We start from the raw sequence: 26,752 nt of genomic DNA, 5'->3' as shown, positions 1-26,752 counted from the left end.
GGGTGAGATCTTACTAGTTCGCGCTGTAGTTCATCACCACGCCGCTCAGGCCGGAGATCTGCTTCAGCTCGCCCAACGAGCCTTTCAGCTTATCTTTCGATGCCTCAGGCCCCACCAGAATGCGGGTGATTTTACCCTGCACCGGCGTCGAAGGTGAAGTGTAAACGCGGTATCCCGCGCCGCGAAGCTTGCCGACCAGCTCGTTGACCTTGTCGGCGTTCTTCAGCGCGCCAAGCTGCACGACGTAGGCTTTGCCCGTCGGCGCGGCGTCCTGCTGAGTCGGTTTCGCTGGCGGCGTTTCGGACGCCGCAGCAAGCCGCTCGGCCGTGTTATCCCGCTGCGGCTTCGGCTGAGGCTTCTCAACCGGCTTCGGTTTTTCTACCGGCTTGTACTGCTCAACCGGAACCGGATCGATATCGTTACTGCTGCTCGCCGCCAGGCGCGACGGATCGAGCGACGGCGCGGCCGCATCGCCAGCGCGTACCTCTTCCGCAGCCCCTTCCGGCGGCTGTGCAGGAAGCGCCTGCGTCGCGGCCGGAAGCATATCGGGCTCGTCGCGATCCCCCGGCTTTGGCACCAGCGGAATGGCCGCAAACTCGTCCTGATAATGTTTTTTCTGCCCGTCGAGCAGCCCTGGGAGGATAATCACCCCCAGCGCCACCAGGACAATCGTGCCTGTTAAACGGTTCTGAAACTTACTTGCCACCGGTTCTCCCCGCCTCCATCACTTCCATGACATGTGCCACGGTGTGGAACGACCCACACACCAGCACGGTATCTTCTGGTTTCGCATCCGCCATCGCGGCACGCCACGCCTGGGCCACGCTCTCAAAGATAGCGCCTTTGCCGAGATGTTCCATCAGCTGTTCGGCCGTTGCGCCGCGCGGCCCCTCAAGAGGAGCACAATACCAGCTATCGACCACACTCTCCATGCAGGCCAGCGTGCCGGCAATGTCTTTATCATGAAGCATACCTATAACCGCCAGCACGCGCCCGGTTTTTGGCAGGGATTTGAGACGTCCCGCGAGATAGGCCGCCGCATGCGGATTGTGCGCGACGTCGAGAATGAGCCGCGGTGATTCGCCCACCGTCTGGAAGCGGCCCGGAAGGAGCGCGTTTTGAATGCCTTCACGAACGGCCTGCTCGCTGACCTGTAATCCGCTCGCGCGCAGCGCCGCCAGCGCGGTGGCTGCGTTAGGCTGAGGAACCTGCGGCAGCGGCAGGTTTTCCAGCGCGCCCTGCGCATCGCTGAACCGCCACCCGCCGTCCTGAACCTCAAACTGCCAGTCAACGCCGCGACGCAGCAGCCGTGCGCCCTTTTCGTGCGCCACGTCGGCAATGGTATGCGGCATATCCGGCTCGCCGACCACGGCAGGCTTACCAGCGCGGAAGATCCCCGCCTTCTCGCGGCCAATGCTTTCGCGATCCGGCCCCAGCCAGTCGGTGTGGTCAAGCGCGATGCTGGTCACCACAGCGACGTCCGCGTCCACCATGTTGGTGGCGTCCAGACGCCCGCCCAGCCCTACTTCCAGAATCACTACGTCCAGCTGCGCCTGCTTAAACAGCCACAGCGCGGAAAGGGTGCCGTACTCAAAGTAGGTTAACGAGATGTCACCGCGCGCGGCTTCGATTTCCGCAAACGACGCCGTATGGGCCGACTCCGCCAGCTCGGCGTTCTGCACGCGCACGCGCTCGGTATAGCGCACCAGATGCGGAGAGCTGTAAACGCCCACCCTGTAGCCCGCCGCCATGAGCATGGATTCTAGCGTGCGGCAGGTGGTGCCTTTACCGTTAGTGCCCGCGACGGTGAAGACGAAAGGCGCAGGCTTGAGCACGTCCAGACGCGCGGCGACCTCGCTGACGCGCTCAAGCCCCATATCGATGGTTTTACTGTGCAGGTTTTCCAGATAAGAAAGCCACGCGGCCAGGGGCGACGTGGCTTGTGGAATGCGTTTATTTTCCATAATGCCCGGCTGTCATTAACGGTGAGAAAGCAAAAGGGCAGCGCCAACCGGCCCTGCCCTTTTCAGTTATCAGGCCTCGGGTTCCTGATGCGGTACGACCACGCCTTCACGCGGCTCATCAGGCTGTGGCGACGGCAGATTCATCAGCTTCGCCAGGATGCTTGCCAGCTTCAGGCGCATCTCCGGGCGGCGAACGATCATGTCGATAGCGCCTTTCTCGATGAGGAACTCGCTGCGCTGGAAGCCCGGCGGCAGCTTTTCACGCACGGTCTGTTCGATAACGCGAGGACCGGCAAAGCCGATCAGCGCTTTCGGCTCAGCGACGTTCAGGTCGCCCAGCATCGCGAAGCTTGCAGAGACGCCGCCCATGGTTGGGTCGGTCAGCACGGAGATGTACGGCAGACCGCGCTCCTGCATTTTTGCCAGCGCAGCAGAGGTTTTCGCCATCTGCATCAGGGACATCAGCGCTTCCTGCATACGCGCGCCACCAGAGGCGGAGAAGCAGATCAGCGGGCAGTTGTCTTCCAGCGCCTGCTCAACGGCACGCACGAAACGCGCACCGACCACGGAGCCCATCGAGCCGCCCATAAAGGAGAACTCAAACGCAGCGGCAACAACCGGCATCTCGTGCAGGGTGCCTTTCATGACGACCAGCGCGTCTTTCTCGCCGGTCTCTTTCTGCGCAGAGGCCAGACGATCTTTGTATTTTTTGGAGTCGCGGAACTTCAGCACGTCTTTTGGCTCAAGCTCGCTGCCCAGTTCTACCAGAGAACCTTCGTCCAGCAGGCTATGCAGGCGGTTGCGCGCCGACATACGCATGTGGTGGTCACACTTCGGACACACCTCAAGATTGCGCTCCAGCTCTGCGCGATACAGAACCTGGCCGCAGCTATCACACTTCGTCCATACCCCTTCAGGAATGCTCGCTTTGCGCGTCGGGGTAATGTTGCTTTTAATTCGTTCAATCCAGCTCATTGATAACCTTTCTGCCTGAACCTGGTCGGATGCCAGTTTTGCTGTAAGAGGCGAATAATGCCATTTTTGCCTCCAACAGACCATGAATGTTGCACATTAAAACATAACAGCCCGAAACTTTGGATAAAAAAGTGGTCGAACCGCCAGCGTGCATTTACTTCGCTTGTTTCGCTGCCGCACGCCTGTGGCGAACGATCTCAATCACGCCGGGCAATATGGAAACCACAATTATCCCTACGATCAGTAACTTAAGATTCTCCTGAATCAACGGAATGGTTCCGAAGAAGTAACCGGCGTAGGTAAACAGCAGCACCCACAATAATGCGCCAATGACGTTATAGGCCGCGAAGTGACGATAAGACATATGCCCCATCCCCGCCACAAACGGTGCAAACGTTCTGACAATGGGGACAAAGCGCGCCAGGATAATGGTCTTGCCGCCGTGTTTTTCGTAAAACGCGTGCGTTTTATCGAGATAGCTGCGTCGGAAAATCTTCGAGTTCGGGTTGCTGAACAATCGCTCGCCGAACAGCCGCCCTATAGTGTAGTTCACCGCATCACCCACGATAGCGGCAATTAACATCAGCACCACCATCAGGTGCACGTTGAGATCGTTGGTCTCCAGAGACGCCAGCGCTCCCGCGACGAACAGCAGAGAATCGCCCGGCAGGAACGGCGTGACCACCAGCCCGGTTTCGCAGAACAGAATGAGGAACAAAATGGCATACACCCAGACGCCATACTGCGCGACCAGCTCTGCCAGGTGAACATCAATATGCAGGATGAAATCAATCAGAAATCGTACTAAGTCCATATTATCTAAGCCTTAATTGCACCGAAGGTTAGTCCAGCAAAAAGAGCGGACCCATAGGCGGTTTTGGCAGGTCGAACCGTTCCGGGTAATCTACCGAAACCAGGTACAGTCCTTCCGCTTTCGCCGTGGCTGCTGCAAGCGTTCTGTCCTTCGCCGCCAGCAGTTCTGCAATCCAGCTCTCCGGCTGGTGTCCGGCGCCTACTTCCATCAGGCTGCCTACAATATTCCGCACCATATGATGTACAAAGGCATTGGCTTTGATATCCACCACCACATACGCGCCAAAACGGCTGACGTTTATGTGCATGACGTTACGCCACGGCGTGCGGGACTGGCACTGCACCGCACGAAACGACGTAAAGTCATTCTCTCCAATCAGGCACTGCGCCGCGCGCTGCATGCGTGCTGCATCCAGCGGCTCGTAGTAGTGCGTCACGCCCTGGCCGAGGATTGCCGGGCGAAGGCGCTGGTTGTAGATGATATAGCGGTAGCGACGCGCGGTGGCGCTGAAGCGCGCGTGAAAATCATCGGGCACATCTTTTACCCAACGCACCGCGATGTCACCAGGCAAATTCGCATTTACGCCCAGCGTCCACGCGGCGTCCTTGCGAACGGCGGTGGTTTCAAAATGCACCACCTGCCCCGTCCCGTGAACGCCAGCGTCCGTGCGCCCGGCGCAGAACACGCTTATCGGTTCGTTCGCCACCTGAGTGAGCGCTTTTTCCAGCTTTTCCTGGACGCTGCGCACCTCGTTCTGACGCTGCCAGCCATAATACTTACTGCCATCATACTCAATGCCGAGGGCAATTTTATGGACCGGCTTTAATTCCACTTCGGACATCAGTACAGATACTCCTGCACCAGCTTCTCGGCGATTTTGACCGCCATCAGCGCGCCGCCAAAGCGAACGTTGTCGGCAACCGACCAGAACTGAACCTGCTCCGGCATGCCGTAGTCGTTGCGCACGCAGCCCACGGAGAGATGCGCGCTGCCGCTGGCATCGCCCACCTGCGTCGGGAACTCGCTCTCTTCAGAAAGCACGATATCCTCGCCGCGGCCAAACGCATCGCGCGCCTCTTCTGCGGCCAGCGGTCGCAGCGCCTCAAAGCCCACCATCTGCGCGTGGCCATAAAATACCGGAGACTGCACGCAGCTGGCGGAAATCATCAGGCCGTCATCCTGCATGATCTTGCGAGCTTCATCGACAATCCGGCGCTCTTCACGCACGGAGCCTTCGCGATCGGGCAGCAGCGGCAGGATGTTGAACGCCAGCTGGCGGCCAAAGAAATCGTCTTCATCAATCGGAATGCCGTTGAGCAGCTTCGCGCTCTGGCCCGCCAGCGCGTCAACCGCCTTCTTGCCATGGGCGGAGGCGGACAGCAGGCTGGTCACGGTGATGCGCGACAGGCCACCGTCGTCGATCAGCGGCTTCAGCGCGGTCAGCAGCTGGCTGGTCAGGCTGTTCGGTACGGCAATGATATTGCGGTTGCGGTAGTCGGCCAGCACGAACGGGTTCACGTCCGGCACCACCAGCGGCACGTCCGGCTCCAGGGCGAACAGGCCGCTCAGATCGATAACCAGACAGCCCGCGTTGGTGGCGTCTTCAACGTAAGATGCCGTCGCTTCCGCACCCGCGGCAAAAAAGGCCAGCTGCGCCTGCGTCCAGTCGAACTCGGCCGCATCCTGAACCATGACGGATTTGCCCGCAAAGCGCAGGTGTTCACCCGCGCTGTCGGTGCGCGCCAGCGCGTAAATCTCGCCCACCGGGAACTGACGCTCGGCAAGGGTTTCGAGCAGGGCTTCGCCCACGGCGCCCGTGGCACCTAAAATGGCAATGTTCCAGCCTTCAGACATGGTGGTTTACTCCAGAAATAAAAAAGCGTCCCTGTCGGAGTATCCAACAGGGAGCATTAAGAAGACATTAACGTGCCGGATGATGAACGGCGTTAAACCCCAGCTTGTGCAGCAGCGCCGCAGCGTTTGCGTCGTTGCACATCACATACAGGGAAGACCATTCGCGGCGTTCAAGATAGTGCTTACGCAGCTTATCAAACTCACCCGGAATACCCGCCGCTTTATGCAGCAGCGCGTCATCGCGGCGCACATCATACACTAAATGCACCAGCCGTTTCAGCGTTGCCTGATCGAGCGGCCCGTGCAGGGTAATGCGGCCAAACTCGGGGGCCGGTAGCAGGGTGTCGAGCGCGACCTGCTGCGGGTGGCCGATAAAAGCGCTATAGGCTTCAAAGACCTGGGTCGTGCCGCGCGCTTTGCCTTCGAGGGTGTAACCGGCGATATGCGCGGTACCCACATCCACCTTATTCAGCAGCGCGACGTTGAGATCCGGCTCCGGCTCCCAGACGTCCAGCACCACGCTCAGATCTTGCCCTGCTTCCAGACATTTTAGCAGCGCGGCGTTATCCACCACCGGGCCGCGGCAGGCGTTGATTAAAATCGTGCCGGGCTTCAGCCGACGGATCAGCGCCTCATCGGCAAGATGAAGTGACCTGTAGGGACCATCCTTAAACAGCGGCGTGTGGAACGTCAGGACATCGCACTGCGCGACCAGCTCGTCCAGGGGGCGGAAATCACCCGCGTCGCCGTTATCCTTGCGCGGCGGATCGCACAGCAGCGTGCGGATCCCCAGGGCTTCAAGACGTTTTTGCAGACGCCCGCCCACGTTGCCGACGCCGACAATACCGACCGTGCGGTCTTTCAGCGCAAACCCGTCGCGCTCGGCCAGCATCAGCAGAGAGGAAAAGACGTATTCCACGACGGCAATGGCGTTACAGCCCGGCGCGGCCGAGAAGCCGATGCCCGTCTGCTCGAGCCATTTGTCATCCACATGATCGGTCCCGGCCGTGGCGGTGCCGACAAATTTGATCGCTTTACCGGCGAGCAGCGCCTCATTTACCCTGGTCACCGAGCGCACCATCAGCGCGTCTGCATCGTCCAGTTCATCGACCGGGATCGGGCGACCGGGGACAGCCTTCACCTCACCCAGGCGGCTAAACAGCTCGCGGGCGTAAGGCATATTTTCATCAACGAGGATTTTCACGTCTGAGTACCTGTTTGAGAGGAAGTAAACCTGCCAAGTGTGCCATAATCTCGCAGCCAGGCATATCACTATGCCGGGTTTACGCCGAGTATGACTTTAAGGATTTTTGACGATGCAGCCCATTTCAGGTACGCCGCCTCGCCCTCCGGGTGAAGGCCCCGTAACGCCCAACGTCGCAGGTGAACAACCGCTCTCCACGCAGCAGCGCACCGTGCTCGAGCGACTGATCACCCGCCTGATCGCACTCACTTCCCAGCAAAATGCGGAAGTGTGGGCCGGAATGAAGCATGACCTGGGGCTACGGAACGACGCGCCCCTGCAGTCGCGCCACTTCCCTGCAGCCGAGCAAAATCTGAATCAGCGCCTGAACGCGGCGCAGCTTAATCACAACACGCGCCAGATTATGTCCCAACTGACCGAACTGCTGGGCCAGGGGAATAACCGCCAGGCCGTGAGCGATTTTATTCGCCAGCAGTTTGGCCAAACCGCCCTGAGCCAGCTGACTCCGGAACAGCTGAAAACCGTACTGACCCTGCTGCAAAGCAACCAGCTGTCGATTCCTCAGCCGCAGCAGCGCCCGGCCACGGAGCGCCCGCTGCAGCCAGCGGAACATAACACGCTCAACCAGATGGTGAGCAAGCTTGCCGCCGCCACCGGCGAGTCAACAAAGCTTATCTGGCAGTCCATGCTGGAGCTGTCCGGCGTGAAGGCGGGAGAGTTAATTCCGGCAAAACAGTTTACCCATCTGGTCACCTGGCTACAGGCACGCCAGACGCTTAGCGCGCAGAGCGCCCCAACGCTCAATACGCTCCAGGCCGCGCTCAAGCAGCCGCTGGAGCCGCGCGAATTCGACGCGATCCGCGATTACGCCCAGCAGACATGGCAGGCTACGCCGCAGTCGGTGCTGACCACCGCGCAGGTGCAGGATCTGCTCAATCAGATATTTATCCGCCGCGCCGAGCGCGACGCGGGCGTGCCGGAGGCGCGCAACGTTCAGCCGATATACAGCCCGCTGTTTGCACCGGTCGTGGAAACGTTCAAAAGCCTGTCGGCCCGCCCGGGGCTGATGTTTATTGCGCTGATGATTGCGCTCGCGATTTTCTGGCTGGTTGCATAAGATTGTGCCCGGTGGCGCTACGCTTACCGGGCCTACAACGGCTCGAACCGTAGGCCGGGCAAGGCGCAGCCGCCCCCGGCAACAGCAACTCAGGCCCGGCGAAACGCCACCAGCGTCACCACGATCCCGACCACCGCTGAAACCGCCCCCGCCAGGAATACCGACGGATAGCCAAACGACGTGGCAAGCAGTCCCGCCAGCGGCCCGGTCACGCCGTATGAGATATCCTGAAACGCCGCGTAGCCGCCGAGCGCCGTGCCGCGCACCTGCGGGGCTACGCGCTTCACAACCTCAACGCCCAGCGCCGGGAAGATCAGGGAACAGCCGCAGCCGGTGAGCGCCGCGCCCAGCAGCGCAACGGAGGCTGTTGGCGCGTACCACAGCAGCAGCAGGCCAACGGTTTCAATCACCAGCGACGCCACGGCGACCTTTACGCCGCCAAAACGATCCGGCATCCAGCCGAACAGCACGCGCATCAGCACAAACGCGCCGCCAAACGCGGTGAGCGTAAAGCCGGCCATGGCCCAGCCGCGGCTCATAAAGTACAGCGAGACGAAGGTGCCGATGACCGCAAACCCGACGCCCTGCAGCGCCAGGCCGAGCCCCGGCTGCCAGATTTGCCCAACGACGCTCCAGAGGGAAGGTCGTTCCCCCTTGTGTGCAGGCACTTTACGCACCGTGCCGTTAAACGCCCACGCCACCAGCGGCAGCACCATGGTCGTCCCCGCCAGCGCGGCGAAGCCAAACTGGCTGTGGATCAGCAGCCCGAGCGGCGCACCGGCCGCCAGCGCGCCGTAAATCGCCATCCCGTTCCAGGACATCACCTTGCCCGAGCGGGCCGGGCCCACCAGCCCCATGCCCCACGTCAGCGTACCGGTCAGCAGTTGGCTTTCGCCAAAGCCGAGGATCAGGCGTCCGACCACCAGCAGCGCAAATTTCACCATCGGCTCTACGGGAAGCAGCGCCGCCAGCAGCCACGCGCCGCCCGCCAGCCCGCAGGCAAACATGCCCTGCAGGGCCGAGCGCTTCGCGCCGTGCTGATCCGCCAGGCGTCCGGCGTAGCCGCGGGTCAAGACGGTGGCTAAAAACTGAATGCCCACGGCGATGCCGACCATCGTGTTGCCGTAGCCCAGCTCCTGGTGAACGAAAAGCGGAATGACCGGCAGCGGCAGGCCCACGGTCATGTAGGTCAGGAACACCGCGAAAGCGATGCGAAACAGCGAAACATTCGCAGAGGAGGGCTTCTCTGCAGGGGTAACAACCGTCATGCGTAGCTCCGAATAAGCACAAAAAAGGGAGCCCTAAGGCTCCCTTCTACTATACATTCAAAAACTTATGCTTTCAGCTTGCGCATCACCAGCGTGGCGTTGGTGCCGCCGAAGCCGAAGCTGTTGGACATCACGGTGGTCAGCGTCGCTTCCGTTGGTTTGGTCACGATGTTCAGGCCAGCCGCCTGCTCGTCCATCTCGTCAATGTTGATGCTTGGGGCGATAAAGCCGTTTTCCAGCATCAGCAGCGAGTAGATCGCTTCCTGCACGCCCGCAGCGCCCAGGGAGTGGCCGGTCATCGCTTTGGTCGCGGAGATAGCCGGGCTGTTGTCGCCGAAGACTTCGCGGATCGCGCCCAGTTCCTTCACGTCGCCTACCGGCGTAGAAGTACCGTGGGAGTTCAGGTAGTCGATTGGGGTGTCAACGCCGTGCATCGCCATCTTCATGCAGCGCACCGCGCCTTCGCCGGATGGTGCAACCATGTCTGCGCCGTCGGACGTTGCGCCGTAGCCAACGATTTCTGCGTAGATGTGCGCACCGCGCGCCAGAGCGTGCTCCAGCTCTTCAACCACAACCATACCGCCGCCGCCAGCGATGATGAAACCATCACGGTGCGCGTCATAGGTACGGGAGGCTTTTTCAGGCGTTTCGTTGTACTTGGTGGACAGAGCGCCCATCGCGTCGAATTCGCAGGCCATTTCCCAGCCCAGCTCTTCGCCGCCGCCAGCAAACACGATGTCCTGTTTGCCCAGCTGGATCTGCTCTACCGCGTTACCGATGCAGTGTGCGGAGGTCGCGCAGGCAGAACTGATGGAGTAGTTCACGCCGTGGATTTTGAACGGGGTTGCCAGGCAGGCAGATACCGCTGAGCCCATCGCTTTGGTCACAACGTAAGGGCCCACGGCTTTCAGGCCGCGCGGGCTGCGCATCGCGTCAGCACCGAATACCTGTGCTTTAGACGAACCGCCGGAACCGGCAATCAGGCCAACGCGCGGGTTGTTCTGATACGTCTCTTCGCTCAGGCCGGAATCTTTGATCGCTTCCTGCATTGAAAGATAGGCGTAGATAGAGGCATCGTTCATGAAACGAACCACTTTACGGTCAATCAAACCGGTGGTGTCCAGTTTGACGTTACCCCATACGTGGCTACGCATTCCAGAATCTTTAAACTCTTCAGAGAAAGTGATCCCGGAGCGTCCTTCACGCAGAGATGCCAGGACTTCCTGCTGGTTATTACCGATGCTGGAAACGATGCCCAGGCCAGTAATCACTGCACGTTTCATTCAATACCTCTGTCAGTCGCACTATAGTAAGTTTCGAGTCGCACAATAGCGTACACTTGTACGCCGAACAAGTCCGATCAGCCATTTTCTGCGGAAATTTGCACCAATGGACCCACATCGTTAAGATCGTGCCACTGCCTGTCGGACGAGTAACTTACGTGAAACAAAACGCTATACAACCCGCCAACCTCGAATTTAACGCTGAGGGTACACCTGTTTCCCGAGATTTTGATGACGTCTATTTTTCTAATGATAACGGACTGGAGGAAACCCGCTATGTTTTCCTCGACGGAAATCATCTCAGCGCCCGGTTTCCTGAACATCCCCGCAGCCTGTTTGTGGTGGCGGAAAGCGGCTTTGGTACCGGCCTCAACTTCCTGACCCTCTGGCAGGCGTTTGACCAGTTTCGAGCCCAACACCCAAAGGCTACGCTGCAAAGATTACATTTCGTCAGTTTCGAAAAATTTCCGCTCACCGCGCACGATCTGCGGCTTGCGCATCAGCGCTGGCCCGAGCTCTCGCAGTGGGCGGAGCAGCTGCAGGCCCAGTGGCCGCAGGCCATCGGCGGCTGCCATCGCCTTATTTTGGACGGCGGGCGCGTCACGCTCGATCTGTGGCTCGGCGACATTAACGTGCTCACGGACGCGCTTGACGATTCGATGAATCAAAAGGTGGACGCTTGGTTCCTGGACGGCTTTGCCCCCGCCAAAAACCCGGACATGTGGAGCGACCATCTTTTTGCCGCCATGGCAAGGCTGGCGCGTCCCGGTGCCACGCTCGCCACCTTTACCTCCGCCGGATTCGTGCGGCGCGGGCTGCAGGCGGCGGGATTCACGATGAAAAAGACCAAGGGCTTTGGCCGCAAGCGCGACATGCTGGTCGGCGTTATGGAGCAAACCCTGGCGATCCCCGCGCAGGCTCCGTGGTTTGCCCGTCGCGCCAGCGCGTCCCGCGAGGTGGCGATCGTTGGCGGCGGGATTGCCAGCGCCCTGCTCTCGCTCGCCCTTCTGCACCGCGGCTGGCAGGTTACGCTGTACTGCGAGGACGAGGCTCCGGCCAAGGGCGCATCGGGCAACCGCCAGGGCGCGCTTTACCCGCTCCTGAGCGCGCACGATCCCGCGCTGTTTCAGTTCTTCCCGGCGGCATTTACCTTTGCCCGCCGCGCGTATGACGCCCTGCCGGTCGCGTTTGCCCACGACTGGTGCGGCGTCACGCAGCTCGGCTGGGATGAGAAGAGCCAGCAGAAAATAAACCAAATGCTGTCCCTGGGGCTGCCAGAGGCTATCGCCCACGCGGTGAGCGCCGGGCAGGCCGCTGAAACCGTCGGGGTTGCGACCGGCTGCGGCGGTATTCAGTACCCGCTCGGCGGCTGGCTGTGCCCGGCCGAACTGACCGCCGCGGCGATTACCCTCGCGCAGTCCCGCGGGCTGACGGTGCACTATTCCCACAGGGTCGACGCGCTTAACCACTCGGAGCGCTGGAACCTCGATTTTGCCAATGGCAAACGGGCGCAGCACGCCGCGGTGGTACTGGCGAACGGCCATCACATCAGCCGGTTCACGCAGACGGAAGCGCTGCCGGTTTATCCAGTCGGCGGCCAGGTCAGCCATGTTCCGACCGCGCCGGTGCTGGGAAACCTGCGCCAGGTGCTGTGCTACGACGGCTACCTGACGCCGCAAAACCCGGCTAACGGCCATCACTGCATCGGCGCCAGCTATCGTCGCGGCCAGGCTGACGTGGCCTACAGCGAGGACGATCAGCAGCAAAACCGCCAGCGCCTGATCGACTGCTTCCCGGACGCGGCGTGGGCGAAAGAGGTTGACGTGAGTGAGGGAGAAGCGCGCTGTGGGGTACGCTGCGCCACGCGGGACCATTTGCCAATGGCGGGCAACGTGCCGGACTATGAAGCTACGCTTGAGGTCTATCAGAACCTCGCAGAAACCAGGGATAGCGCGGTAAATGCCCCGGTTTATCCGGAACTGTTTATGCTGGGCGGGCTGGGATCGCGCGGGCTGTGCTCCGCACCGCTGCTGGCGGAAGCGTTAGCCTCGCAGATGAGCGACGAGCCGATACCGCTGGACAGAACGACGCTTGCGGGGCTGAATCCGAATCGCTTGTGGGTGCGGAAATTGCTGAAGGGGAAAATGGTTAAGTAGGGTGCGGTCTGGTGCCCTCACCCCGGCCCTCTCCCACTTGGAGAGGGCGATGACGCACTTACTTAGCGTTTAGCCTGCTGGAACAGGTTGTCCCACATGCCCAGCACCAGAGACTGGTCGCGCGGAGAGAGTTCCCCGGCCAGAATGGCTTTCTCCAGGCTACGGGTCACTTCATCATGCACCGCTTCGGCAGAGTGATCGTCCCCCGCTTCCAGCTCGGCGACGGCCAGCGTCAGGTGACCGCGCAGATAGCCGCTGGCGAAAAGCTCGTCATCGCTGGCGTGTTCCACCATGTCATCAATTAGTGCCAGAATGCGTGATTCAAATTCTGCGATCATCTTCTTTCCTCAGTTAAATATCTTCCGGCCAGGGGAAGCATTCCGCCGTGATCTCCGGCGTGTGGTAATAATCTTGTAACGCCTTGATAAAGCGCGCCGGACGTTCCGGGATGCCTTTCTCAAGATATTCCATCACCTGCGCGTGGACGCGGCGCTGGAAGACAATACGGTCTGGCTCAAAGTCGCCTTCGAGGTTATCGCAGCTGACGTTGAACGGGTAACCCGCCGCCACGCAGAAAAGCCAGTCGAACGCCTGGGGCTTTACTTCCACATCTTCGAACTGGCCTTGCGTAGCCGCATCGCGACCGTCCGGGCAGTACCAGTAGCCGAAGTCCACCAGCTCGCGGCGCGCTTTGCCCGCGATGCACCAGTGGGAAATCTCATGCAGCCCGCTGGCGTAAAAGCCGTGCGCGAACACGATGCGGTTATAAGGAACCTCTGCATCTGCAGGAAGATAGATCGGTTCGTCGTCGCCTTTAATCAGACGGGTATTAAAATCGTCGGCAAAGCAGCCGTTAAAAATCTCAATGAGCTGTTCGTAGTTATGCGTAGTGTTCATTAGTTCATCCCCATCCAGTGGAGGATCTCCTGTCCGTGGCTGTCATAAAGAAGCTTGGCGCTCATCACCGCCGAGACCACGACGATCATCGGGCGGATCAGCTTCTGTCCCTTGCTTAAGACCAGACGCGAGCCCGCGCGCGCGCCTAAAAATTGTCCTGCCATCATCACGAATCCGGTTGCCCAGATAACCTTGCCGCCGATGATAAACAGCAGCAGGCCGCCAACGTTAGAGGTGGCGTTTAATACCTTCGCGTGCGCCGTGGATTTCGCGAGGTTAAAACCGGCGAGCGTGACGAAGGCCAGCGCGTAAAACGAGCCTGCCCCCGGCCCGAAAAAGCCATCGTAAAAGCCGACGCAGCCTCCGGCAATCAGCGCAAACGGCAGGCCGTACAGACGGCGCTGCCGGTCCTCTTCGCCAAGCTTCGGCATCAGCAGGAAGTACAGGCCAATGCAGATCACCAGAATCGGCAGGATCTGGCGCAGAATGTCTGACTGAACGTGCTGAACCAGCAGCGCACCGGAGGTGGAGCCGATAAAGGTCATCAGAATATTGAGCTTTTGGTCGGCGAGGTTAACCACCTTGCGGCGGATAAAGTAGAGCGACGCCGAGAGCGAACCGCCGCAGGCCTGCAGCTTATTGGTCGCCAGCGCCTGAGCCGGGTTCATGCCAACCGCCAGCAGCGCCGGAACGGTCAGCAGGCCACCGCCACCCGCCAGCGCGTCGATAAATCCGGCCAGCATCGCAACAAAAAAAAGCACCGCCAGCAGCAGCGGTGACACCATAAACAGATCGACGAAATTATCCATTACAGTACGTGCTCATCCAGTAGCGCCTGGCAGGAAGGCGGCAGCGGAGGCGGTGTCTTCTTCTCAGGCTTAGTGGTCCCAGGCTTGGCTGGCTCAAACCAGCTTTGCAGTTCATAACCGCAGCCATCGCCAGGCGGCGGAAGCGGCTGATCTTCACATTCGAGGCTGTTCGCCGGGCAGCGCAGGCGCACGTGCATGTGCGCGCGATGCTGGAACCACGGACGCACCTTGCGCAGCCAGTCGCGGTCGGTTCCCGCATCCATGCAAAGCTGCTGCTTGATGGCCGGGTTGACGAAAATCCGCGTCACGTCGTTGTCTTTAGCCGCCAGCTTGATCATCGCCGACACATCCTGTGACCAGAGCGAAGGCACGACGCTTTTGCCATCGCGCGCGACCAGGTCCAGCGCCTGCGGTTTCAGCAGCTGCGCCGAACTCCAGCGCGCTTTCGGCAGCTGCAGGAAGATATCCACGTCCAGACCGGTCTGGTGGCTGGCGTGGCCGCCGTTGAAGCGGCCCCCGGCGGGCATGCCCATATCGCCAATCAGCATCGTGCCTAGCCCCAGGTTATGCACCTGATTCCCCAGGCGCTGGATAAACAGCACCAGATCGGGGTGGCCGAAATAGCGGCGCTGATCGGTGCGCATCACCTGATAGGTATCGGACTGCAGCGGAAGCTCCTGCGCCCCTACGATACAGCCGTTGGAAAATGCGCCAATTGACTGCGCGCTGCCCGCCACCGGATGGGTGATTTTCTGCCACGGCGTGGCGGCCAGGCTGGCTCCACTGGCGAGCAGCGCCAGCAGGGCAATTGCGGTTTTTTTCATGTTTACCAGCGTGGAATGGTGGTCGTCACGTCCGCATTCTGCGCGCGCTGGCGCAGGAAGTGATCCATCAGCACGATCGCCAGCATCGCCTCGGCGATCGGCACCGCGCGGATCCCCACGCACGGATCGTGACGTCCTTTGGTGATCATCTCAACCTCTTCGCCATCGCGGTTAATGGTGTGGCCCGGCACGGTAATGCTGGAGGTTGGCTTCAGCGCGATGTTCGCCATAATCTGCTGCCCGCTGCTGATACCGCCCAGAATGCCGCCCGCGTGGTTGCTCTGAAAGCCCGCCTTTGTGATTTCGTCACGGTTCTGGCTGCCGCGAAGCTGAACCACGTCAAAACCGTCGCCGATTTCCACGCCCTTCACCGCGTTGATGCTCATTAGCGCGTGGGCGATGTCCGCATCGAGGCGGTCAAACACCGGCTCGCCCCAGCCCGCAGGTACGCCGTCAGCGACCACGGTTACTTTCGCGCCGATGGAGTCGCCCTCTTTTTTCAGGCCGCGCATCAGCTCGTCCAGCGCGTCAATTTTGTCGGCATCCGCGCAGAAGAACGGGTTTTGCTCGACCAGATCCCAGTCCTTGATCGCCAGCGGTATGTCGCCCATCTGGGTCAGACAGCCGCGGATGACGATGCCGAACTTTTGCTGCAGATATTTTTTGGCAATGGCTCCGGCCGCCACGCGCATCGCGGTTTCACGCGCGGAAGAGCGTCCGCCGCCGCGATAGTCGCGAAAGCCGTACTTTTGCTCGTAGGTGTAGTCGGCGTGCCCCGGACGGAAGACATCCTTGATGGCGCCGTAATCCTGGGAGCGCTGGTCGGTGTTTTCGATCAGCAGGCCGATGCTGGTGCCGGTGGTGCGGCCTTCGAACACGCCGGAGAGAATTTTCACCTGGTCCGGCTCGCGACGCTGCGTGGTGTAGCGAGAGGTGCCAGGGCGACGACGGTCAAGGTCGTGCTGTAAATCGGCTTCGGTCAGCTCGATGCCCGGCGGTACGCCGTCCACGATGCAACCCAGTGCCAGACCGTGCGACTCACCAAAGGTGGTCACGCGGAAGAGTTGTCCAATACTGTTTCCTGCCATCACGGCTCCGATGTCGTTATTTGTGTGTGAGCGTTGTGAAACGGGCCGAAGCCCGCTGGATTAATCTTTATAAATGCTGAAGTGCTCGCGCGCGTCGAGCAGCTGTGCTTTGGTCAGCATAAAGACGCCGTCACCGCCGTTGTCAAACTCAAGCCAGGTGAACGGCACGTCCGGGTACTGCTCTATCAGATGTACCATGCTGTTACCTACTTCACAAATCAGAACGCCGTCGTCGGTGAGATAATCCGGCGCGCAGGCCAGAATGCGGCGGGTCAGCTTCAGGCCGTCAGATCCTGACGCCAGGCCCAGCTCCGGTTCATGGCGATACTCATTCGGCAGATCTGACATGTCTTCCGCATCGACGTACGGCGGGTTGGTGACGATCAGATCGTACTGCAGCGTCGGCAGGTCGCGGAACAGATCGGAACGAATCGGCGTGACGTGATGGATCAGGCCGTGCTCTTCAATGTTGTGCTCGGTGACGGCCAGCGCGTCGTTGGAGATATCGACAGCGTCAACTTCCGCGTCCGGGAAGGCGTAAGCGCAGGCGATCGCGATGCAGCCGCTGCCGGTGCACATATCCAGGATGTGCTGCGGCTGATGGTTAATCAGGCCGTCAAAGTGATTGTTAATCAGCTCGCCAATCGGTGAACGCGGGACCAGCACGCGCTCATCAACGTAGAATTCGTGGCCGCAGAACCAGGCTTTGTTGGTCAGATAGGCGACCGGGATACGCTCGTTCACGCGGCGGATCACGCGCTCAACGATGCGGTGCTTTTCGCTGGAGGTCAGGCGCGCGGTGCGCATGTCTTCCGGAATATCCAGCGGCAGGTAAAGAGACGGCAGCACCAGCTGAACGGCCTCGTCCCACGGGTTATCGGTACCGTGACCGTACCAGATATTAGCGGCGCTGAAGCGGCTAACCGACCAGCGCAACATGTCCTGTATGGTATGCAGCTCGTTTACTGCTTCATCGACAAATATTTTATCCACTTTTCCCTCCAGGGCATGCTCGCATAATTTTCGGCGGCTAGTTTGCCATGAAGACGGCGATAAATCAGCAATGACGCATCCCGCTTGAGGTTAAAAAATGCATTTAGTCAGGTACACTATCGGAAATAAGAGATGAGACAGGCCAATGAAAAAGAAAACGTCGCTTAACGAGGAGGATCAGGCTCTCTTCCGACAGCTCATGACGGGGACGCGCCAAATTAAGCAGGACACCATCGTCCACCGTCCTCAGCGTAAAAAAATCAGCGAAGTGCCGGTCAAACGCCTGCTTCAGGAACAGGCTGATAACAGCCACTATTTTTCAGACGAATTTCAGCCGCTGCTTAATACCCAGGGCGCCGTGAAGTACGTGCGCGAAGACGTTAGCCACTTTGAGCTGAAGAAGTTACGTCGTGGTGATTACTCGCCGGAGCTGTTTCTCGACCTGCACGGGTTAACGCAGATGCAGGCGAAGCAGGAGCTGGGGGCGCTCATTGCCGCCTGCCGTCGCGAACACGTCTTCTGCGCGTGCGTCATGCACGGGCACGGAAAACATATTCTTAAGCAGCAGACGCCGCTGTGGCTGGCCCAGCATCCGCACGTGATGGCTTTCCATCAGGCACCGAAAGAGTACGGCGGAGATGCCGCATTGCTGGTGTTGATTGAGGTTGAGGAGTGGCAGCCGCCGGAGCTGCCCTGACAGAATGGCGGGAAGCAGCTTTGCACCCCGCCCTGTCACGCGTCACATCAGATAGCCTTCGCCATCTTCAGATTGCACGGGCTCATCTGCCAGTTGAAGACCCCTTTGCCGGATTCGTCGAGCGTGACGTTGGCAATGGCAGACGTCGTGAACATCGGCGGCGTTTCACCCGGGCACAGCTCGGAGACCAGGTAGCCAACCAGCGGCAGGTGGGAGATCACCAGTGCGGAGGCGACACCTTCATTGCACAGCGCCTGAAGATAGGCGCTGACAAGGCCGACATCGCCGCATGGCGTCAGTTCAGGAAGCACGTCCACGCTGCCGGGCAGGGTCATACACTCCCCCACCACGCCCAGCGTCTGTTCCGCACGCAGGAACGGACTCACCAGAACGCGTTCGATATCCACTTTTTGGCCTTTGAGCCAGGTCGCCATCAGACGGGATTCGTCGCAGCCACAGACTGTCAAAGGACGTACTGAGTCACTGGCGGCATCGAGTGCCGCGTCGCCGTGACGCATGATAAAAACTTGCATATTGCACCGCTTTTGTTAACCAGAATCACCGGCGTTGACTACCCGCGATAACTGCAAAGAGGTAGAAAACCCGATGGCCGGGCATTGTGCCTGATCCATTCGGTGAATGAAACGCTGTTTTTTACCTCAATGGCGTAAGTATAGTCAATCTCTGTTTACAAAATCGCCAGAACAGGTTCATTCACCGAGGATTTACCCTTCTTTGACTTCAGTTTACGAAGTCAGTTTCCTTTGTGGGCCAAAATGTCTGGCCCCGCTCCGCCCGCTGCAATAATTCGTCACACGGTGTAAATCGCGGACCGTACTGCGCGGCAAGGCGTTGCAGAATAGCAACCACTTCACTCGCCCCAAGCGTATCCATGTACCGGAACGGGCCGCCAAGAAACGGCGGGAAGCCAATACCAAACACGGCCCCGATATCGCCATCGCGCGCGCTTTTGACTACCTGCTCGTCAAAGCAGCGCGCCGCTTCATTCAGCATCATCATCACGCAGCGCTCGGCGCACTGAACCGCGGAAAGTTTTCCCTGGCCGGTAACCGAAATAAGCCCATAAACCGAAGGGTCGACCTGTTTCTTGCTTTTACGCCCTTTTGCCTCGTAAAGATAGAAACCGCGGCCATTTTTTCTGCCTTTGCGATCGTCCTTCAAGATTGCAGAAACAATGTTTGCAGGCGGGCTAAAACGATCGCCATAGGCCGCTTCCAGCACGGGTATAATTTTAGTCCCGGTGTCAATTCCCACCTCATCCAAAAGTTGGATTGGCCCCACCGGGAAACCAAACTTCACCAGCGCTTCATCAACGTGCTCGATCTTTTCCCCCTCCGTCAGCAGGCGCATCGCTTCATTGATATACGGCGCGAGAATACGGTTGACGTAAAAACCCGCCTTATCGGCGACGACAATCGGCGTTTTTCCCTGCTTTTTGGCGAGCTTCACGACGGTTGCGACGGTTTGCGGACTGGTTGCGGCGTGCGGAATGACCTCCACCAGCGGCATTTTTTCGACCGGACTGAAGAAATGCAGCCCAATGACATTCTGCGGACGCGCGGCGTTGGCGGCGATATCGCCAATCGGCAACGACGAGGTGTTAGAGGCAAAAATCGTATGCGGCGCGCAGCGCTGCTCGACGTCCGCCACCATCTGCTGCTTGAGCGCCAGATCTTCAAAGACCGCCTCAATCACCAGGTCGCGATGCGCAAAGCCGCTGTAGTCCGTCGTGCCGGTGATCGTCGCCAGCGTTTTATCACGCTCGCTGGCCTTGATATGGCGGCGTTTGACCTTTTGATCAAGGTTCTGCCAGCTGTACTGCAGCGCGTGGTTAATCCCTTTCGGGTTGATGTCTTTGATACGCACGGGCAATTTGCCTTTGCTGGCGGTGACAAAGGCGATCCCGCCGCCCATTAGCCCCCCGCCCAGCACGCCGACCGAGCGCAGCGGCGCAGGCTCGGCGTCGCTGCCCGGATCTTTTTTCACGTCCGTGCTGGCAAAGAAAATATTGCGTAGCGCCCGCGACTCGGGGCTCATCGCCAGTTCGCCAAAGGCTTTTGCTTCCGCCGCATAGCCGCTGCTGCTCCCCTGCGCCAGGCCGGTTTCAATCACGTTTAAAATCCGCTTCGCCGCGGGATAGTTGCCTTTGGTTTTTTGTTCGGTTTTTTTGCTCACCGTGCTGAAAAGCAGCGCGCGGCCAAGCGGCCCGGCAAGAATGCGTTCCCGCACCGGCAGGTGACGCCTTGCCTGACGCCCCTGCAGCGCCCGTTCGACTGCCGCATCAAGCAGAATGGAATGCGGCACGACCTCGTCGACCAGCCCGACCTTCAGCGCCTGGCGGGCGCGAAGCTGCTTGCCGGTTAACATCATCTCCAGCGCCGTGCTCACGCCCACCAGGCGCGGCAGGCGCTGCGTCCCGCCGGAGCCCGGCAGCAGGCCCAGCTGCACTTCCGGCAGGCCCAGCACCGTTTTTGCATCGTCCGTACAGATTCGGCTGTGGCACGCCAGCGCCAGCTCAAGCCCGCCGCCCAGGCACGCGCCGTGGATCGCCGCTACAACCGGAACCGACAGGGCGTGGATTTCAGCCATCACCTGCTGACCCTGACGGGCGAGACCTTCGGCTTCCTGAGCGCTTTGCGCTCGGGCGATCATGTTGATATCCGCCCCGGCAATAAAGTTATCCGGCTTGGCCGAGATAAACACCAGCCCGCGAATCGCTTTATTTTCGCGAATCTGCTTTAGCATCGCGCGAACCTGAACGCCAAATTCGGCCTTCAGGGTATTCATTTTTTCATCAGGAACATCAATGGTAATCACGGCCACGTTATCGAGGCGTACCGTCAAATTAAATGCGGATTGCAGATCCATTATTCAGCCTCCAGAACCATTGCTGCGCCAAGCCCGCCCGCCGCACAGGCAGTGACGAGTCCAAAGCCTCCGCCGCGGCGGCGTAATTCATGTAGCGTTTGCGTAATCATCCGCGCGCCCGTCGCGGCAAACGGGTGGCCGTAGGCAATAGAGCCGCCCAGCACGTTGAATTTGCTCTGATCGACTTCGCCCGTGGCATGGGCGCGCCCCAGCACGTCCCTGGCAAAACGCTCGCTCGCCAGCAGCTGAATGTTTGCCAGCGTTTGCGCGGCGAACGCTTCGTGCATATCGATCAGGGTCAGATCGGCGAGCGTTAGCCCCGCGCGCTCCAGCGCCAGCGGCGTGGACCAGGCGGGACCGAGCAGCATGTCCTGCCAGACGTCGATCGCCGTAAAGGCATAGCTGCGCAGATAGCCCAGCGGCGTAATGCCCAGCTCTTTTGCGCGCGATTCCGTCATCAGAATGACCGCCGCCGCGCCGTCCGTCAGCGGCGTGCTGTTGGCCGCCGTGACCGTGCCGTGCCTGCGGTCAAATGCCGGGCGCAGCTTTGCGTAATCCGCCAGCGTCGACGCGCCGCGAATATTGTTGTCTTCAACAAGCGGCTCGCGATAGGGAGGGATATAGGCGGTCATCACCTCGTCGGCGAGCCGGCCTTCCGACCAGGCCTTCGCGGCAAGCTGGTGCGAGCGGTGCGCCAGCGCGTCCTGCTGCTCGCGGGTGATGCCGTAGGTTTTTGCCATCTGCTCGGCGGTGTCACCCATGCGCAGGCCGGTCGAATACTCGGCCACGGCGGGCGGAACGGGCATCAGGTCGCGCAGGCGCAAACGGGAGAAGAGCTTTAGCTTTTGTCCGGCGGTGCGCGCTTTGTTGGCGTCCACCAGAATCCGCGCCAGCTTTTTGCTAACGCCAATCGGCAGTACCGAAGAGGAGTCCGCCCCGCCCGCGATCCCGGCGCGAATCGTGCCCGCCATCAGGCTTTCCGCCACGTTGGCCACCGCCTGAAAGCTGGTCGCGCAGGCGCGGCTGACGCTGTAGGCGTCGGTGTGAACGTTCATTCCGGTGCCCAGCACGATTTCACGCGCGATGTTTGGCGCTTCGGGCATCTGAACCACCTGGCCGAAAACCAGCTGTTCAATTACCTCCGGCGGTATTTCGCTGCGAGCCAGCATCTCCCCCACGACCATTTTGCCCAGATCGACGGCAGGTATGCCGTGGTAGGCCGTCGCCTGACGCGCGAACGGCGTGCGCAATCCGCTGACAATGGCAATGCGGTCACCCTGTCGGGTGGTAAGCGGTAATGCCTGACTCATAACACTCCCCTGTAAAAATTTTTGCGCTAGCGCCAAAGTGGTCTGACCTGATAAGTAGTCTTAACCATTTTTTTACATTGAGCCAATCGGTGAGACGAAAAAGTGGGAGCTAAGACACAGAGAAGAAAAAGAAAATGCCCCTGCAGAGCAGAGGCATTGATGCGGTGTGTTTGCGCCCTCTCCCACGGGAGAGGCTTGGGGTGAGGGCACCAGCCCGCAGGAATTAACGCAGGCCCAGCTGGAAAATCAGCGTTTCGGCTTCGCAGGCAAACACGAAGTCGATATCCAGCTTCACGCCGCCTTCCACTTCCGTGAAGGTGGACTTGATTTCGCACGGGTCGGATTCAACATCGCGCGCGCGCTGGGTCAGCGCCGCCAGCGTTTCGTCTGCTTCTGCGCGATTGGTGAATACACGGCTGTAAGACGCGGTGCAATCGGTGTTGTCCATGATGGTACCAACATCCATACAGCAGCAAACCGGGGTTTCATCAGCACTGCATTTACTCATAGCTCAATTTCCTCTGTATTCGCGCCCTGCGCGAGATAAACACGATGCTGATATTTTACGCCCCAGCGAATGCTCTCTCCAGCCGTTAATGGCGCAAAATCGGATAAGTGACCAATATCACACTAAAAAATGATCTAAAACAAAATTCACCCTTTTGAGTGAAGTGGCCTGGTCACAATTTTGCCAGCCAGATCTCGTTTCAAGAAACATGTTTGAAAATATTAATAAACATACTTGCAACATTCCGGCTGGTCGGACCTATACTCACGCCACTGGTCTGATTTGTATGTAATACCGCAGACCCTACACTTCGCGCTCCTGTTACGGTATGTAACAATTATTGAATAAAAATAACTCAATGAGGTTATGGTCATGAGCCAGAAAACCCTGTTCAAAAAGACTGCGCTGGCAGTCGCAGTGGCAATCGTCTCAACGTCCGCCTGGTCTGCGGGCTTCCAGTTAAACGAATTTTCTTCCTCTGGCCTTGGCCGCGCGTATTCCGGGGAAGGGGCTATCGCTGATGACGCAGGTAACGCCAGTCGTAACCCTGCGCTGATCATGATGTTCGATCGCCCAACCTTCTCCGCGGGTGCCGTTTATATCGATCCTGATGTCAACATTTCAGGCAAATCGCCGTTCACGGGCGCGAGCCTGAAGGCAGACAACATTGCGCCAACGGCGTGGGTGCCAAACCTGCACTTCGTTGCGCCTATTAATGAACAGTTTGGTTGGGGGGCCTCCGTGACCTCTAACTATGGTCTGGCAACCGAGTTCTCGGACAGCTACCCGGCTGGCGAATACGGCGGTAAAACCGACCTGACCACGCTGAACCTGAACCTGAGCGGCGCCTACCGTCTGAACGACAGCTGGAGCTTTGGTCTGGGCTTCGATGCGGTTTATGCCGATGCGAAAATCGAGCGTTATTCCGGCGAGCAAACTGCGGCCCTGCCGAAAAACAGTAACAAGATAGCCAGCCTGAAGGGCGATGAGTGGGGCTACGGCTGGAACGCCGGCATCCTTTACGAGCTGGATAAAAATAACCGCTGGGGTCTGACCTATCGTTCAGAAGTTAAAATCGACTTCGACGGCGATTACAAAAGCGGCATCCTGAGCCCGGTTAACGGCCTGGTTCCGGGCGCAGGCACCACTATTCCTTGGGGCACGTCTAACCAAACCGTTCCTGGCTCCCTGTCTCTGCATCTGCCAGAAATGTGGGAAATCTCCGGTTATAACCGCGTTGCGCCACAGTGGGCGATCCACTACAGCCTGGCGTACACCAGCTGGAGCCAGTTCCAGGAGCTGAAAGCCACCGGCAGCAACGGCCAGACGCTGTTCTATAAAGACGAAAGCTTCCACGATGCGTACCGCATCGCGCTGGGCACCACTTACTATATGGATAAAAACTGGACGTTCCGTACCGGTATCGCGTTTGACGATAGCCCGGTTCCGGCTGACAAACGCTCCATATCTATTCCTGACCAGGATCGCTTCTGGATCAGTGCGGGCACGACCTACGCCTTTAATGACGACGCGTCCGTTGACGTAGGCGTGTCTTACATGCACGGCCAGAAGGTTAACTTCCAGGAAGGTCCGTACGAGTTCTCCTCTGAAGGGAAAGCCTGGCTGTTCGGCACCAACTTCAACTACGCGTTCTAATCGCGGCGGGATCAAAAAAGGTGAGCATTGCTCACCTTTTTCATTTATTCCGAGTCGATATCTTTTAATTCGTTCTCGATAGCTTTAGCGTTCGGGTTCTCTTCCGGCTTCAGCTTGCCGCCGTTGGCAATGAAGTCATGGTTCTGGAAGTAGGCTTCACGCACGAGGATATACGGGTCAGACGACTGACGCAGCAGGCCGTCAGAATCAAGCAGCTGCGCGCGGGTTTCGATCCCTTCGACGGTCCATTTACCAATCGACAGCGGCCAGGTCAGCCAGGACAGCACCGGATAGAGCGTATCTACCATATCACCGCCGTCTTCACGCACCGTGAAGCTGCCGTAGAACGGAAGCTGAACGTATGGGCCGTAGCCTACGCCGTAATGGCCGAGCGTGCTGCCGAAGCGGTGCGGCTGCTCGCGCTGCAGTTTCGGGTTCGCCATGCCGGCAACGTCAATAAAGCCGCCCATCCCCAGCAGGGAGTTCAGGAAGAAGCGGGTGAAATGCACCATACCCTGATACGGATCCCCCTGAAGGAAATAGTTCACCATCACCGCAGGCTCTTCCAGGTTACTGGTGAAATTGCTTAAGCCGTTGCGCGCGGGCTGCGGAACGTAATCACGCCATGCAACCGCAACCGGGCGAACCACGTAGGGATCCAGCACGTTGTAGTTGAAGTTGTACATCGAGCGGTTGAACCCTTCCAGAGGATCGGAACGTCCGGTTTGCTCACCAGAGCTTGCACAGCCCACAAGCATCGTTGTGCCAAGCGCAAGCGCCGACAGCCGAAATTTCATAAAAATCTCCCTGTTGAGTATGGCCATCGTTGATTGCCATCCGTAACGGAGCGTTTGCCACCCCGTCTGAAATATGCAAGTGATTGTAACAGCACGCTTCAGGATGTCTATGAGCACGGTGACGCTCAGCAATTAACGTCACCTAATCTCAGCATAGCCTGTCTTTTAAAATTCGTTTCGTCCCGAATTTTACAATGGCTCACCGCATGATGTGTCACCTTTATTGTCATTGCCGCCAATTTAAGAGCAACCCCACGGGAATTTCGCTGAAAGCCGCTACGCTTAGATGAGGGTCCCATTAGTTTGGAGTGGTTATGAAGGAAATAAAAGAAGAAAACATTGGCGGGCAGGATGATGAGGTGGAAGTTGAAAGCGAGGAGAAAAGCCGCGGGGAAGAAATAGAGATTGATGAGGACCGACTCCCCTCCCGCGCGATGGCGATTCATGAGCATATCCGTCAGGATGGCGAGAAAGAGATGGAGCGCGACGCAATGGCCCTGCTGTGGTCAGCCATTGCAGCCGGGCTATCCATGGGGGCATCGCTGCTGGCAAAAGGGATATTTCACGTGCAGCTTGAGGGCATACCCGGCGGATTTCTTATTGAAAATCTCGGCTATACCTTCGGCTTTATTATTGTAATTATGGCGCGCCAGCAGCTCTTTACCGAAAACACGGTCACCGCGGTACTGCCCGTGATGCAAAACCCGACGCTCGTGAATTTCGGTTTACTGATGCGCCTGTGGAGCGTGGTATTGCTGGGGAACCTTATCGGCACGGGGATAGCCGCGTGGGCGTTTGAGTATATGCCGATCTTTGACGAGCCCACCCGGGATGCGTTTGTGAAAATCGGCATGGACGTCATGAAAAATACGCCATTAGAGATGTTTTCCAACGCCATCATCTCCGGCTGGATCATCGCCACCATGGTCTGGATGTTTCCGTCAGCCGGTAGCGCAAAGATCGTGGTGATTATTTTGATGACCTGGCTCATCGCCCTGGCGGATACCACGCACATTGTGGTCGGCACCGTTGAAATACTCTACCTGGTCTTTAACGGCACGCTGCACTGGAGCGACTTTTTCTGGCCCTTTGCCCTGCCCACGCTGGCCGGCAATATCTGCGGCGGTACCTTTATCTTCGCCCTGCTGAGCCATGCGCAGATCCGCAACGATATGTCGAACAAGCGCAAGGCTGAACTCAAGGCACAGGCTGAAAAGGAGAAATCCGCTGCTAAATCAGCGTAAATGGTGACTCTTTGAGCAGTCAGGCGGCGATACGCTTAACGCAAAGTGTAAATAGCGCTATACTCTTGCCGCCTCGTCCCCTTAGTTAAATGGATATAACGAGCCCCTCCTAAGGGCTAGTTGCAGGTTCGATTCCTGCAGGGGACACCATTTATCCGCCGTCAATTAACTGTCTGTTTTTACGCCAAATCTTCCCAAATTCTGAATTTCATTCTCTTCGTGATTAATATATTCAGGTAAATCAAGCCCCTCCGAAAGTGCCGCTTTTTTAATCAAAACAAGCGTTAGGACAAAGCATATAACGGTGCTACATTACGCCGCCCACGCAACGTCAGCAGTAGCCAGGCAACGCCGTAAAGTTCGGTAAAGCCTGCAACCATGACCTTGTCCTACGGTCTAATTTGC

General features: G+C 58.8%; 25 protein-coding genes and 1 tRNA gene. 6 read left to right on the top strand and 20 right to left on the bottom strand.

From position 1 onward, the window contains the following. Positions 1-13: 13 nt before the first annotated feature. The 7 genes from dedD to pdxB all read right to left on the bottom strand — a co-directional run bounded on the left by dedD (position 14) and on the right by pdxB (position 6,811). Positions 14-706: a cell division protein DedD gene (gene dedD / locus AB8804_RS03760; RefSeq protein ID WP_371183225.1), complete on the bottom strand. Its 693-nt coding sequence runs from the start codon at positions 704-706 to the stop codon at positions 14-16. After that, positions 696-1,964: a bifunctional tetrahydrofolate synthase/dihydrofolate synthase gene (folC, locus tag AB8804_RS03755; protein ID WP_371183223.1), complete on the bottom strand. Its 1,269-nt coding sequence runs from the start codon at positions 1,962-1,964 to the stop codon at positions 696-698. Before folC ends, dedD begins: the two co-directional genes overlap by 11 nt. A gap of 69 nt (positions 1,965-2,033) precedes the next feature. Then, positions 2,034-2,939 carry an acetyl-CoA carboxylase, carboxyltransferase subunit beta gene (gene accD, locus AB8804_RS03750; protein WP_112010334.1) on the bottom strand — a complete coding sequence of 302 codons (906 nt, stop codon included), beginning with the start codon at positions 2,937-2,939 and terminating at the stop codon, positions 2,034-2,036. 154 nt (positions 2,940-3,093) lie between these two features. Further along, positions 3,094-3,753, bottom strand: a complete 660-nt coding sequence (locus AB8804_RS03745) for a DedA family protein (RefSeq protein ID WP_371183221.1) — start codon at positions 3,751-3,753, stop codon at positions 3,094-3,096. Between the two features lie 28 nt (positions 3,754-3,781). Continuing rightward, a complete protein-coding gene (truA, locus tag AB8804_RS03740; protein WP_371183219.1) occupies positions 3,782-4,594 on the bottom strand; it encodes a tRNA pseudouridine(38-40) synthase TruA in 813 nt (270 codons plus the stop codon). After that, complete coding sequence (locus AB8804_RS03735) at positions 4,594-5,607, bottom strand: aspartate-semialdehyde dehydrogenase (protein ID WP_371183217.1); 1,014 nt, start codon at positions 5,605-5,607, stop codon at positions 4,594-4,596. Before AB8804_RS03735 ends, truA begins: the two co-directional genes overlap by 1 nt. Before the next feature lie 67 nt (positions 5,608-5,674). Further along, positions 5,675-6,811: a 4-phosphoerythronate dehydrogenase PdxB gene (gene pdxB, locus AB8804_RS03730; protein ID WP_371183215.1), complete on the bottom strand. Its 1,137-nt coding sequence runs from the start codon at positions 6,809-6,811 to the stop codon at positions 5,675-5,677. Positions 6,812-6,923: 112 nt separating this feature from the next. Between pdxB and flk the strand changes: the two genes are divergently transcribed. Beyond that, a complete protein-coding gene (flk, locus tag AB8804_RS03725) occupies positions 6,924-7,928 on the top strand; it encodes a flagella biosynthesis regulator Flk (RefSeq protein ID WP_371183213.1) in 1,005 nt (334 codons plus the stop codon). 89 nt (positions 7,929-8,017) lie between these two features. Here the strand turns inward: flk and AB8804_RS03720 are convergent, their stop codons facing one another. Then, positions 8,018-9,196, bottom strand: a complete 1,179-nt coding sequence (locus AB8804_RS03720) for an MFS transporter (RefSeq protein WP_371183211.1) — start codon at positions 9,194-9,196, stop codon at positions 8,018-8,020. Positions 9,197-9,261: 65 nt separating this feature from the next. Next, entirely contained in the window at positions 9,262-10,479 is a 1,218-nt protein-coding gene (gene fabB / locus AB8804_RS03715) for a beta-ketoacyl-ACP synthase I (protein WP_112010327.1), read from the bottom strand. Positions 10,480-10,637: 158 nt separating this feature from the next. Here fabB and mnmC point away from each other — a divergent pair, with 158 nt between their 5' ends. Further along, entirely contained in the window at positions 10,638-12,635 is a 1,998-nt protein-coding gene (gene mnmC, locus AB8804_RS03710) for a bifunctional tRNA (5-methylaminomethyl-2-thiouridine)(34)-methyltransferase MnmD/FAD-dependent 5-carboxymethylaminomethyl-2-thiouridine(34) oxidoreductase MnmC (protein WP_371183209.1), read from the top strand. 62 nt (positions 12,636-12,697) lie between these two features. Here the strand turns inward: mnmC and AB8804_RS03705 are convergent, their stop codons facing one another. From AB8804_RS03705 to prmB, 6 genes are read right to left on the bottom strand one after another with little or no spacing between them, the layout of a single operon-like run. After that, positions 12,698-12,973 (bottom strand): YfcL family protein, encoded by a 276-nt coding sequence (locus tag AB8804_RS03705; RefSeq protein WP_371183207.1) that lies wholly within the window; start codon positions 12,971-12,973, stop codon positions 12,698-12,700. 13 nt (positions 12,974-12,986) lie between these two features. Then, positions 12,987-13,532, bottom strand: a complete 546-nt coding sequence (locus AB8804_RS03700; protein ID WP_371183205.1) for an elongation factor P hydroxylase — start codon at positions 13,530-13,532, stop codon at positions 12,987-12,989. Continuing rightward, the gene (locus tag AB8804_RS03695) at positions 13,532-14,341 is read right to left on the bottom strand and encodes a sulfite exporter TauE/SafE family protein (RefSeq protein WP_371183203.1); all 810 of its coding nucleotides are present in this window, start codon (positions 14,339-14,341) and stop codon (positions 13,532-13,534) included. Before AB8804_RS03695 ends, AB8804_RS03700 begins: the two co-directional genes overlap by 1 nt. Continuing rightward, positions 14,341-15,165, bottom strand: coding sequence for a penicillin-insensitive murein endopeptidase (gene mepA, locus AB8804_RS03690; protein ID WP_371183201.1), 825 nt, complete (start codon positions 15,163-15,165; stop codon positions 14,341-14,343). Before mepA ends, AB8804_RS03695 begins: the two co-directional genes overlap by 1 nt. 2 nt (positions 15,166-15,167) lie before the next feature. Continuing rightward, a complete protein-coding gene (gene aroC, locus AB8804_RS03685) occupies positions 15,168-16,253 on the bottom strand; it encodes a chorismate synthase (RefSeq protein WP_371183199.1) in 1,086 nt (361 codons plus the stop codon). Between the two features lie 60 nt (positions 16,254-16,313). After that, positions 16,314-17,246 (bottom strand): 50S ribosomal protein L3 N(5)-glutamine methyltransferase, encoded by a 933-nt coding sequence (gene prmB / locus AB8804_RS03680; RefSeq protein WP_371183197.1) that lies wholly within the window; start codon positions 17,244-17,246, stop codon positions 16,314-16,316. 145 nt (positions 17,247-17,391) lie between these two features. Here prmB and smrB point away from each other — a divergent pair, with 145 nt between their 5' ends. After that, the gene (gene smrB, locus AB8804_RS03675) at positions 17,392-17,943 is read left to right on the top strand and encodes an endonuclease SmrB (RefSeq protein WP_371183195.1); all 552 of its coding nucleotides are present in this window, start codon (positions 17,392-17,394) and stop codon (positions 17,941-17,943) included. Between the two features lie 47 nt (positions 17,944-17,990). Here smrB and sixA read toward each other — a convergent pair whose 3' ends face one another. The 4 genes from sixA to AB8804_RS03655 form a co-directional block, all read right to left on the bottom strand. Further along, positions 17,991-18,476, bottom strand: a complete 486-nt coding sequence (gene sixA / locus AB8804_RS03670; RefSeq protein WP_371183193.1) for a phosphohistidine phosphatase SixA — start codon at positions 18,474-18,476, stop codon at positions 17,991-17,993. A gap of 208 nt (positions 18,477-18,684) precedes the next feature. Continuing rightward, positions 18,685-20,832: a fatty acid oxidation complex subunit alpha FadJ gene (fadJ, locus tag AB8804_RS03665; protein ID WP_371183191.1), complete on the bottom strand. Its 2,148-nt coding sequence runs from the start codon at positions 20,830-20,832 to the stop codon at positions 18,685-18,687. After that, positions 20,832-22,142 (bottom strand): acetyl-CoA C-acyltransferase FadI, encoded by a 1,311-nt coding sequence (gene fadI, locus AB8804_RS03660; protein WP_371183189.1) that lies wholly within the window; start codon positions 22,140-22,142, stop codon positions 20,832-20,834. The genes fadJ and fadI overlap by 1 nt, the downstream gene beginning before the upstream one ends. 223 nt (positions 22,143-22,365) lie before the next feature. Then, the gene (locus AB8804_RS03655; RefSeq protein ID WP_371183187.1) at positions 22,366-22,650 is read right to left on the bottom strand and encodes a YfcZ/YiiS family protein; all 285 of its coding nucleotides are present in this window, start codon (positions 22,648-22,650) and stop codon (positions 22,366-22,368) included. 372 nt (positions 22,651-23,022) lie between these two features. Here AB8804_RS03655 and fadL point away from each other — a divergent pair, with 372 nt between their 5' ends. Beyond that, positions 23,023-24,306: a long-chain fatty acid transporter FadL gene (fadL, locus tag AB8804_RS03650; protein ID WP_371183185.1), complete on the top strand. Its 1,284-nt coding sequence runs from the start codon at positions 23,023-23,025 to the stop codon at positions 24,304-24,306. Positions 24,307-24,350: 44 nt separating this feature from the next. Here the strand turns inward: fadL and mlaA are convergent, their stop codons facing one another. Beyond that, positions 24,351-25,103, bottom strand: a complete 753-nt coding sequence (gene mlaA / locus AB8804_RS03645) for a phospholipid-binding lipoprotein MlaA (RefSeq protein ID WP_371183183.1) — start codon at positions 25,101-25,103, stop codon at positions 24,351-24,353. A 314-nt stretch (positions 25,104-25,417) separates the two neighbouring features. Here mlaA and AB8804_RS03640 point away from each other — a divergent pair, with 314 nt between their 5' ends. Beyond that, the gene (locus AB8804_RS03640; RefSeq protein WP_371183181.1) at positions 25,418-26,347 is read left to right on the top strand and encodes a formate/nitrite transporter family protein; all 930 of its coding nucleotides are present in this window, start codon (positions 25,418-25,420) and stop codon (positions 26,345-26,347) included. 75 nt (positions 26,348-26,422) lie between these two features. Then, positions 26,423-26,497: transfer RNA gene (locus tag AB8804_RS03635), tRNA-Arg, on the top strand. The last annotated feature ends 255 nt before the right edge of the window (positions 26,498-26,752 follow it).

Origin of the sequence: Enterobacter sp. KBR-315C3_2022, from assembly GCF_041399425.1 — a bacterium.
In the GTDB taxonomy this organism is placed as follows: domain Bacteria; phylum Pseudomonadota; class Gammaproteobacteria; order Enterobacterales; family Enterobacteriaceae; genus Enterobacter.
The sequence above is the reverse complement of the archived record's forward strand: the minus strand, read 5'-3'. Positions and strand labels throughout refer to the sequence as shown.

Excerpts from the sequence above, each read along its gene's own strand:
- folC (WP_371183223.1), bottom strand. The coding sequence starts at position 1,964 with ATGGAAAATAAACGCATTCCACAAGCCACGTCGCCCCTGGCCGCGTGG.
- accD (WP_112010334.1), bottom strand. The coding sequence starts at position 2,939 with ATGAGCTGGATTGAACGAATTAAAAGCAACATTACCCCGACGCGCAAA.
- AB8804_RS03745 (WP_371183221.1), bottom strand. The coding sequence starts at position 3,753 with ATGGACTTAGTACGATTTCTGATTGATTTCATCCTGCATATTGATGTT.
- truA (WP_371183219.1), bottom strand. The coding sequence starts at position 4,594 with ATGTCCGAAGTGGAATTAAAGCCGGTCCATAAAATTGCCCTCGGCATT.
- AB8804_RS03735 (WP_371183217.1), bottom strand. The coding sequence starts at position 5,607 with ATGTCTGAAGGCTGGAACATTGCCATTTTAGGTGCCACGGGCGCCGTG.
- flk (WP_371183213.1), top strand. The coding sequence starts at position 6,924 with ATGCAGCCCATTTCAGGTACGCCGCCTCGCCCTCCGGGTGAAGGCCCC.
- AB8804_RS03720 (WP_371183211.1), bottom strand. The coding sequence starts at position 9,196 with ATGACGGTTGTTACCCCTGCAGAGAAGCCCTCCTCTGCGAATGTTTCG.
- fabB (WP_112010327.1), bottom strand. The coding sequence starts at position 10,479 with ATGAAACGTGCAGTGATTACTGGCCTGGGCATCGTTTCCAGCATCGGT.
- AB8804_RS03705 (WP_371183207.1), bottom strand. The coding sequence starts at position 12,973 with ATGATCGCAGAATTTGAATCACGCATTCTGGCACTAATTGATGACATG.
- AB8804_RS03700 (WP_371183205.1), bottom strand. The coding sequence starts at position 13,532 with ATGAACACTACGCATAACTACGAACAGCTCATTGAGATTTTTAACGGC.
- AB8804_RS03695 (WP_371183203.1), bottom strand. The coding sequence starts at position 14,341 with ATGGATAATTTCGTCGATCTGTTTATGGTGTCACCGCTGCTGCTGGCG.
- mepA (WP_371183201.1), bottom strand. The coding sequence starts at position 15,165 with ATGAAAAAAACCGCAATTGCCCTGCTGGCGCTGCTCGCCAGTGGAGCC.
- aroC (WP_371183199.1), bottom strand. The coding sequence starts at position 16,253 with ATGGCAGGAAACAGTATTGGACAACTCTTCCGCGTGACCACCTTTGGT.
- smrB (WP_371183195.1), top strand. The coding sequence starts at position 17,392 with ATGAAAAAGAAAACGTCGCTTAACGAGGAGGATCAGGCTCTCTTCCGA.
- sixA (WP_371183193.1), bottom strand. The coding sequence starts at position 18,476 with ATGCAAGTTTTTATCATGCGTCACGGCGACGCGGCACTCGATGCCGCC.
- fadJ (WP_371183191.1), bottom strand. The coding sequence starts at position 20,832 with ATGGATCTGCAATCCGCATTTAATTTGACGGTACGCCTCGATAACGTG.
- fadI (WP_371183189.1), bottom strand. The coding sequence starts at position 22,142 with ATGAGTCAGGCATTACCGCTTACCACCCGACAGGGTGACCGCATTGCC.
- AB8804_RS03655 (WP_371183187.1), bottom strand. The coding sequence starts at position 22,650 with ATGAGTAAATGCAGTGCTGATGAAACCCCGGTTTGCTGCTGTATGGAT.
- fadL (WP_371183185.1), top strand. The coding sequence starts at position 23,023 with ATGAGCCAGAAAACCCTGTTCAAAAAGACTGCGCTGGCAGTCGCAGTG.
- mlaA (WP_371183183.1), bottom strand. The coding sequence starts at position 25,103 with ATGAAATTTCGGCTGTCGGCGCTTGCGCTTGGCACAACGATGCTTGTG.
- AB8804_RS03640 (WP_371183181.1), top strand. The coding sequence starts at position 25,418 with ATGAAGGAAATAAAAGAAGAAAACATTGGCGGGCAGGATGATGAGGTG.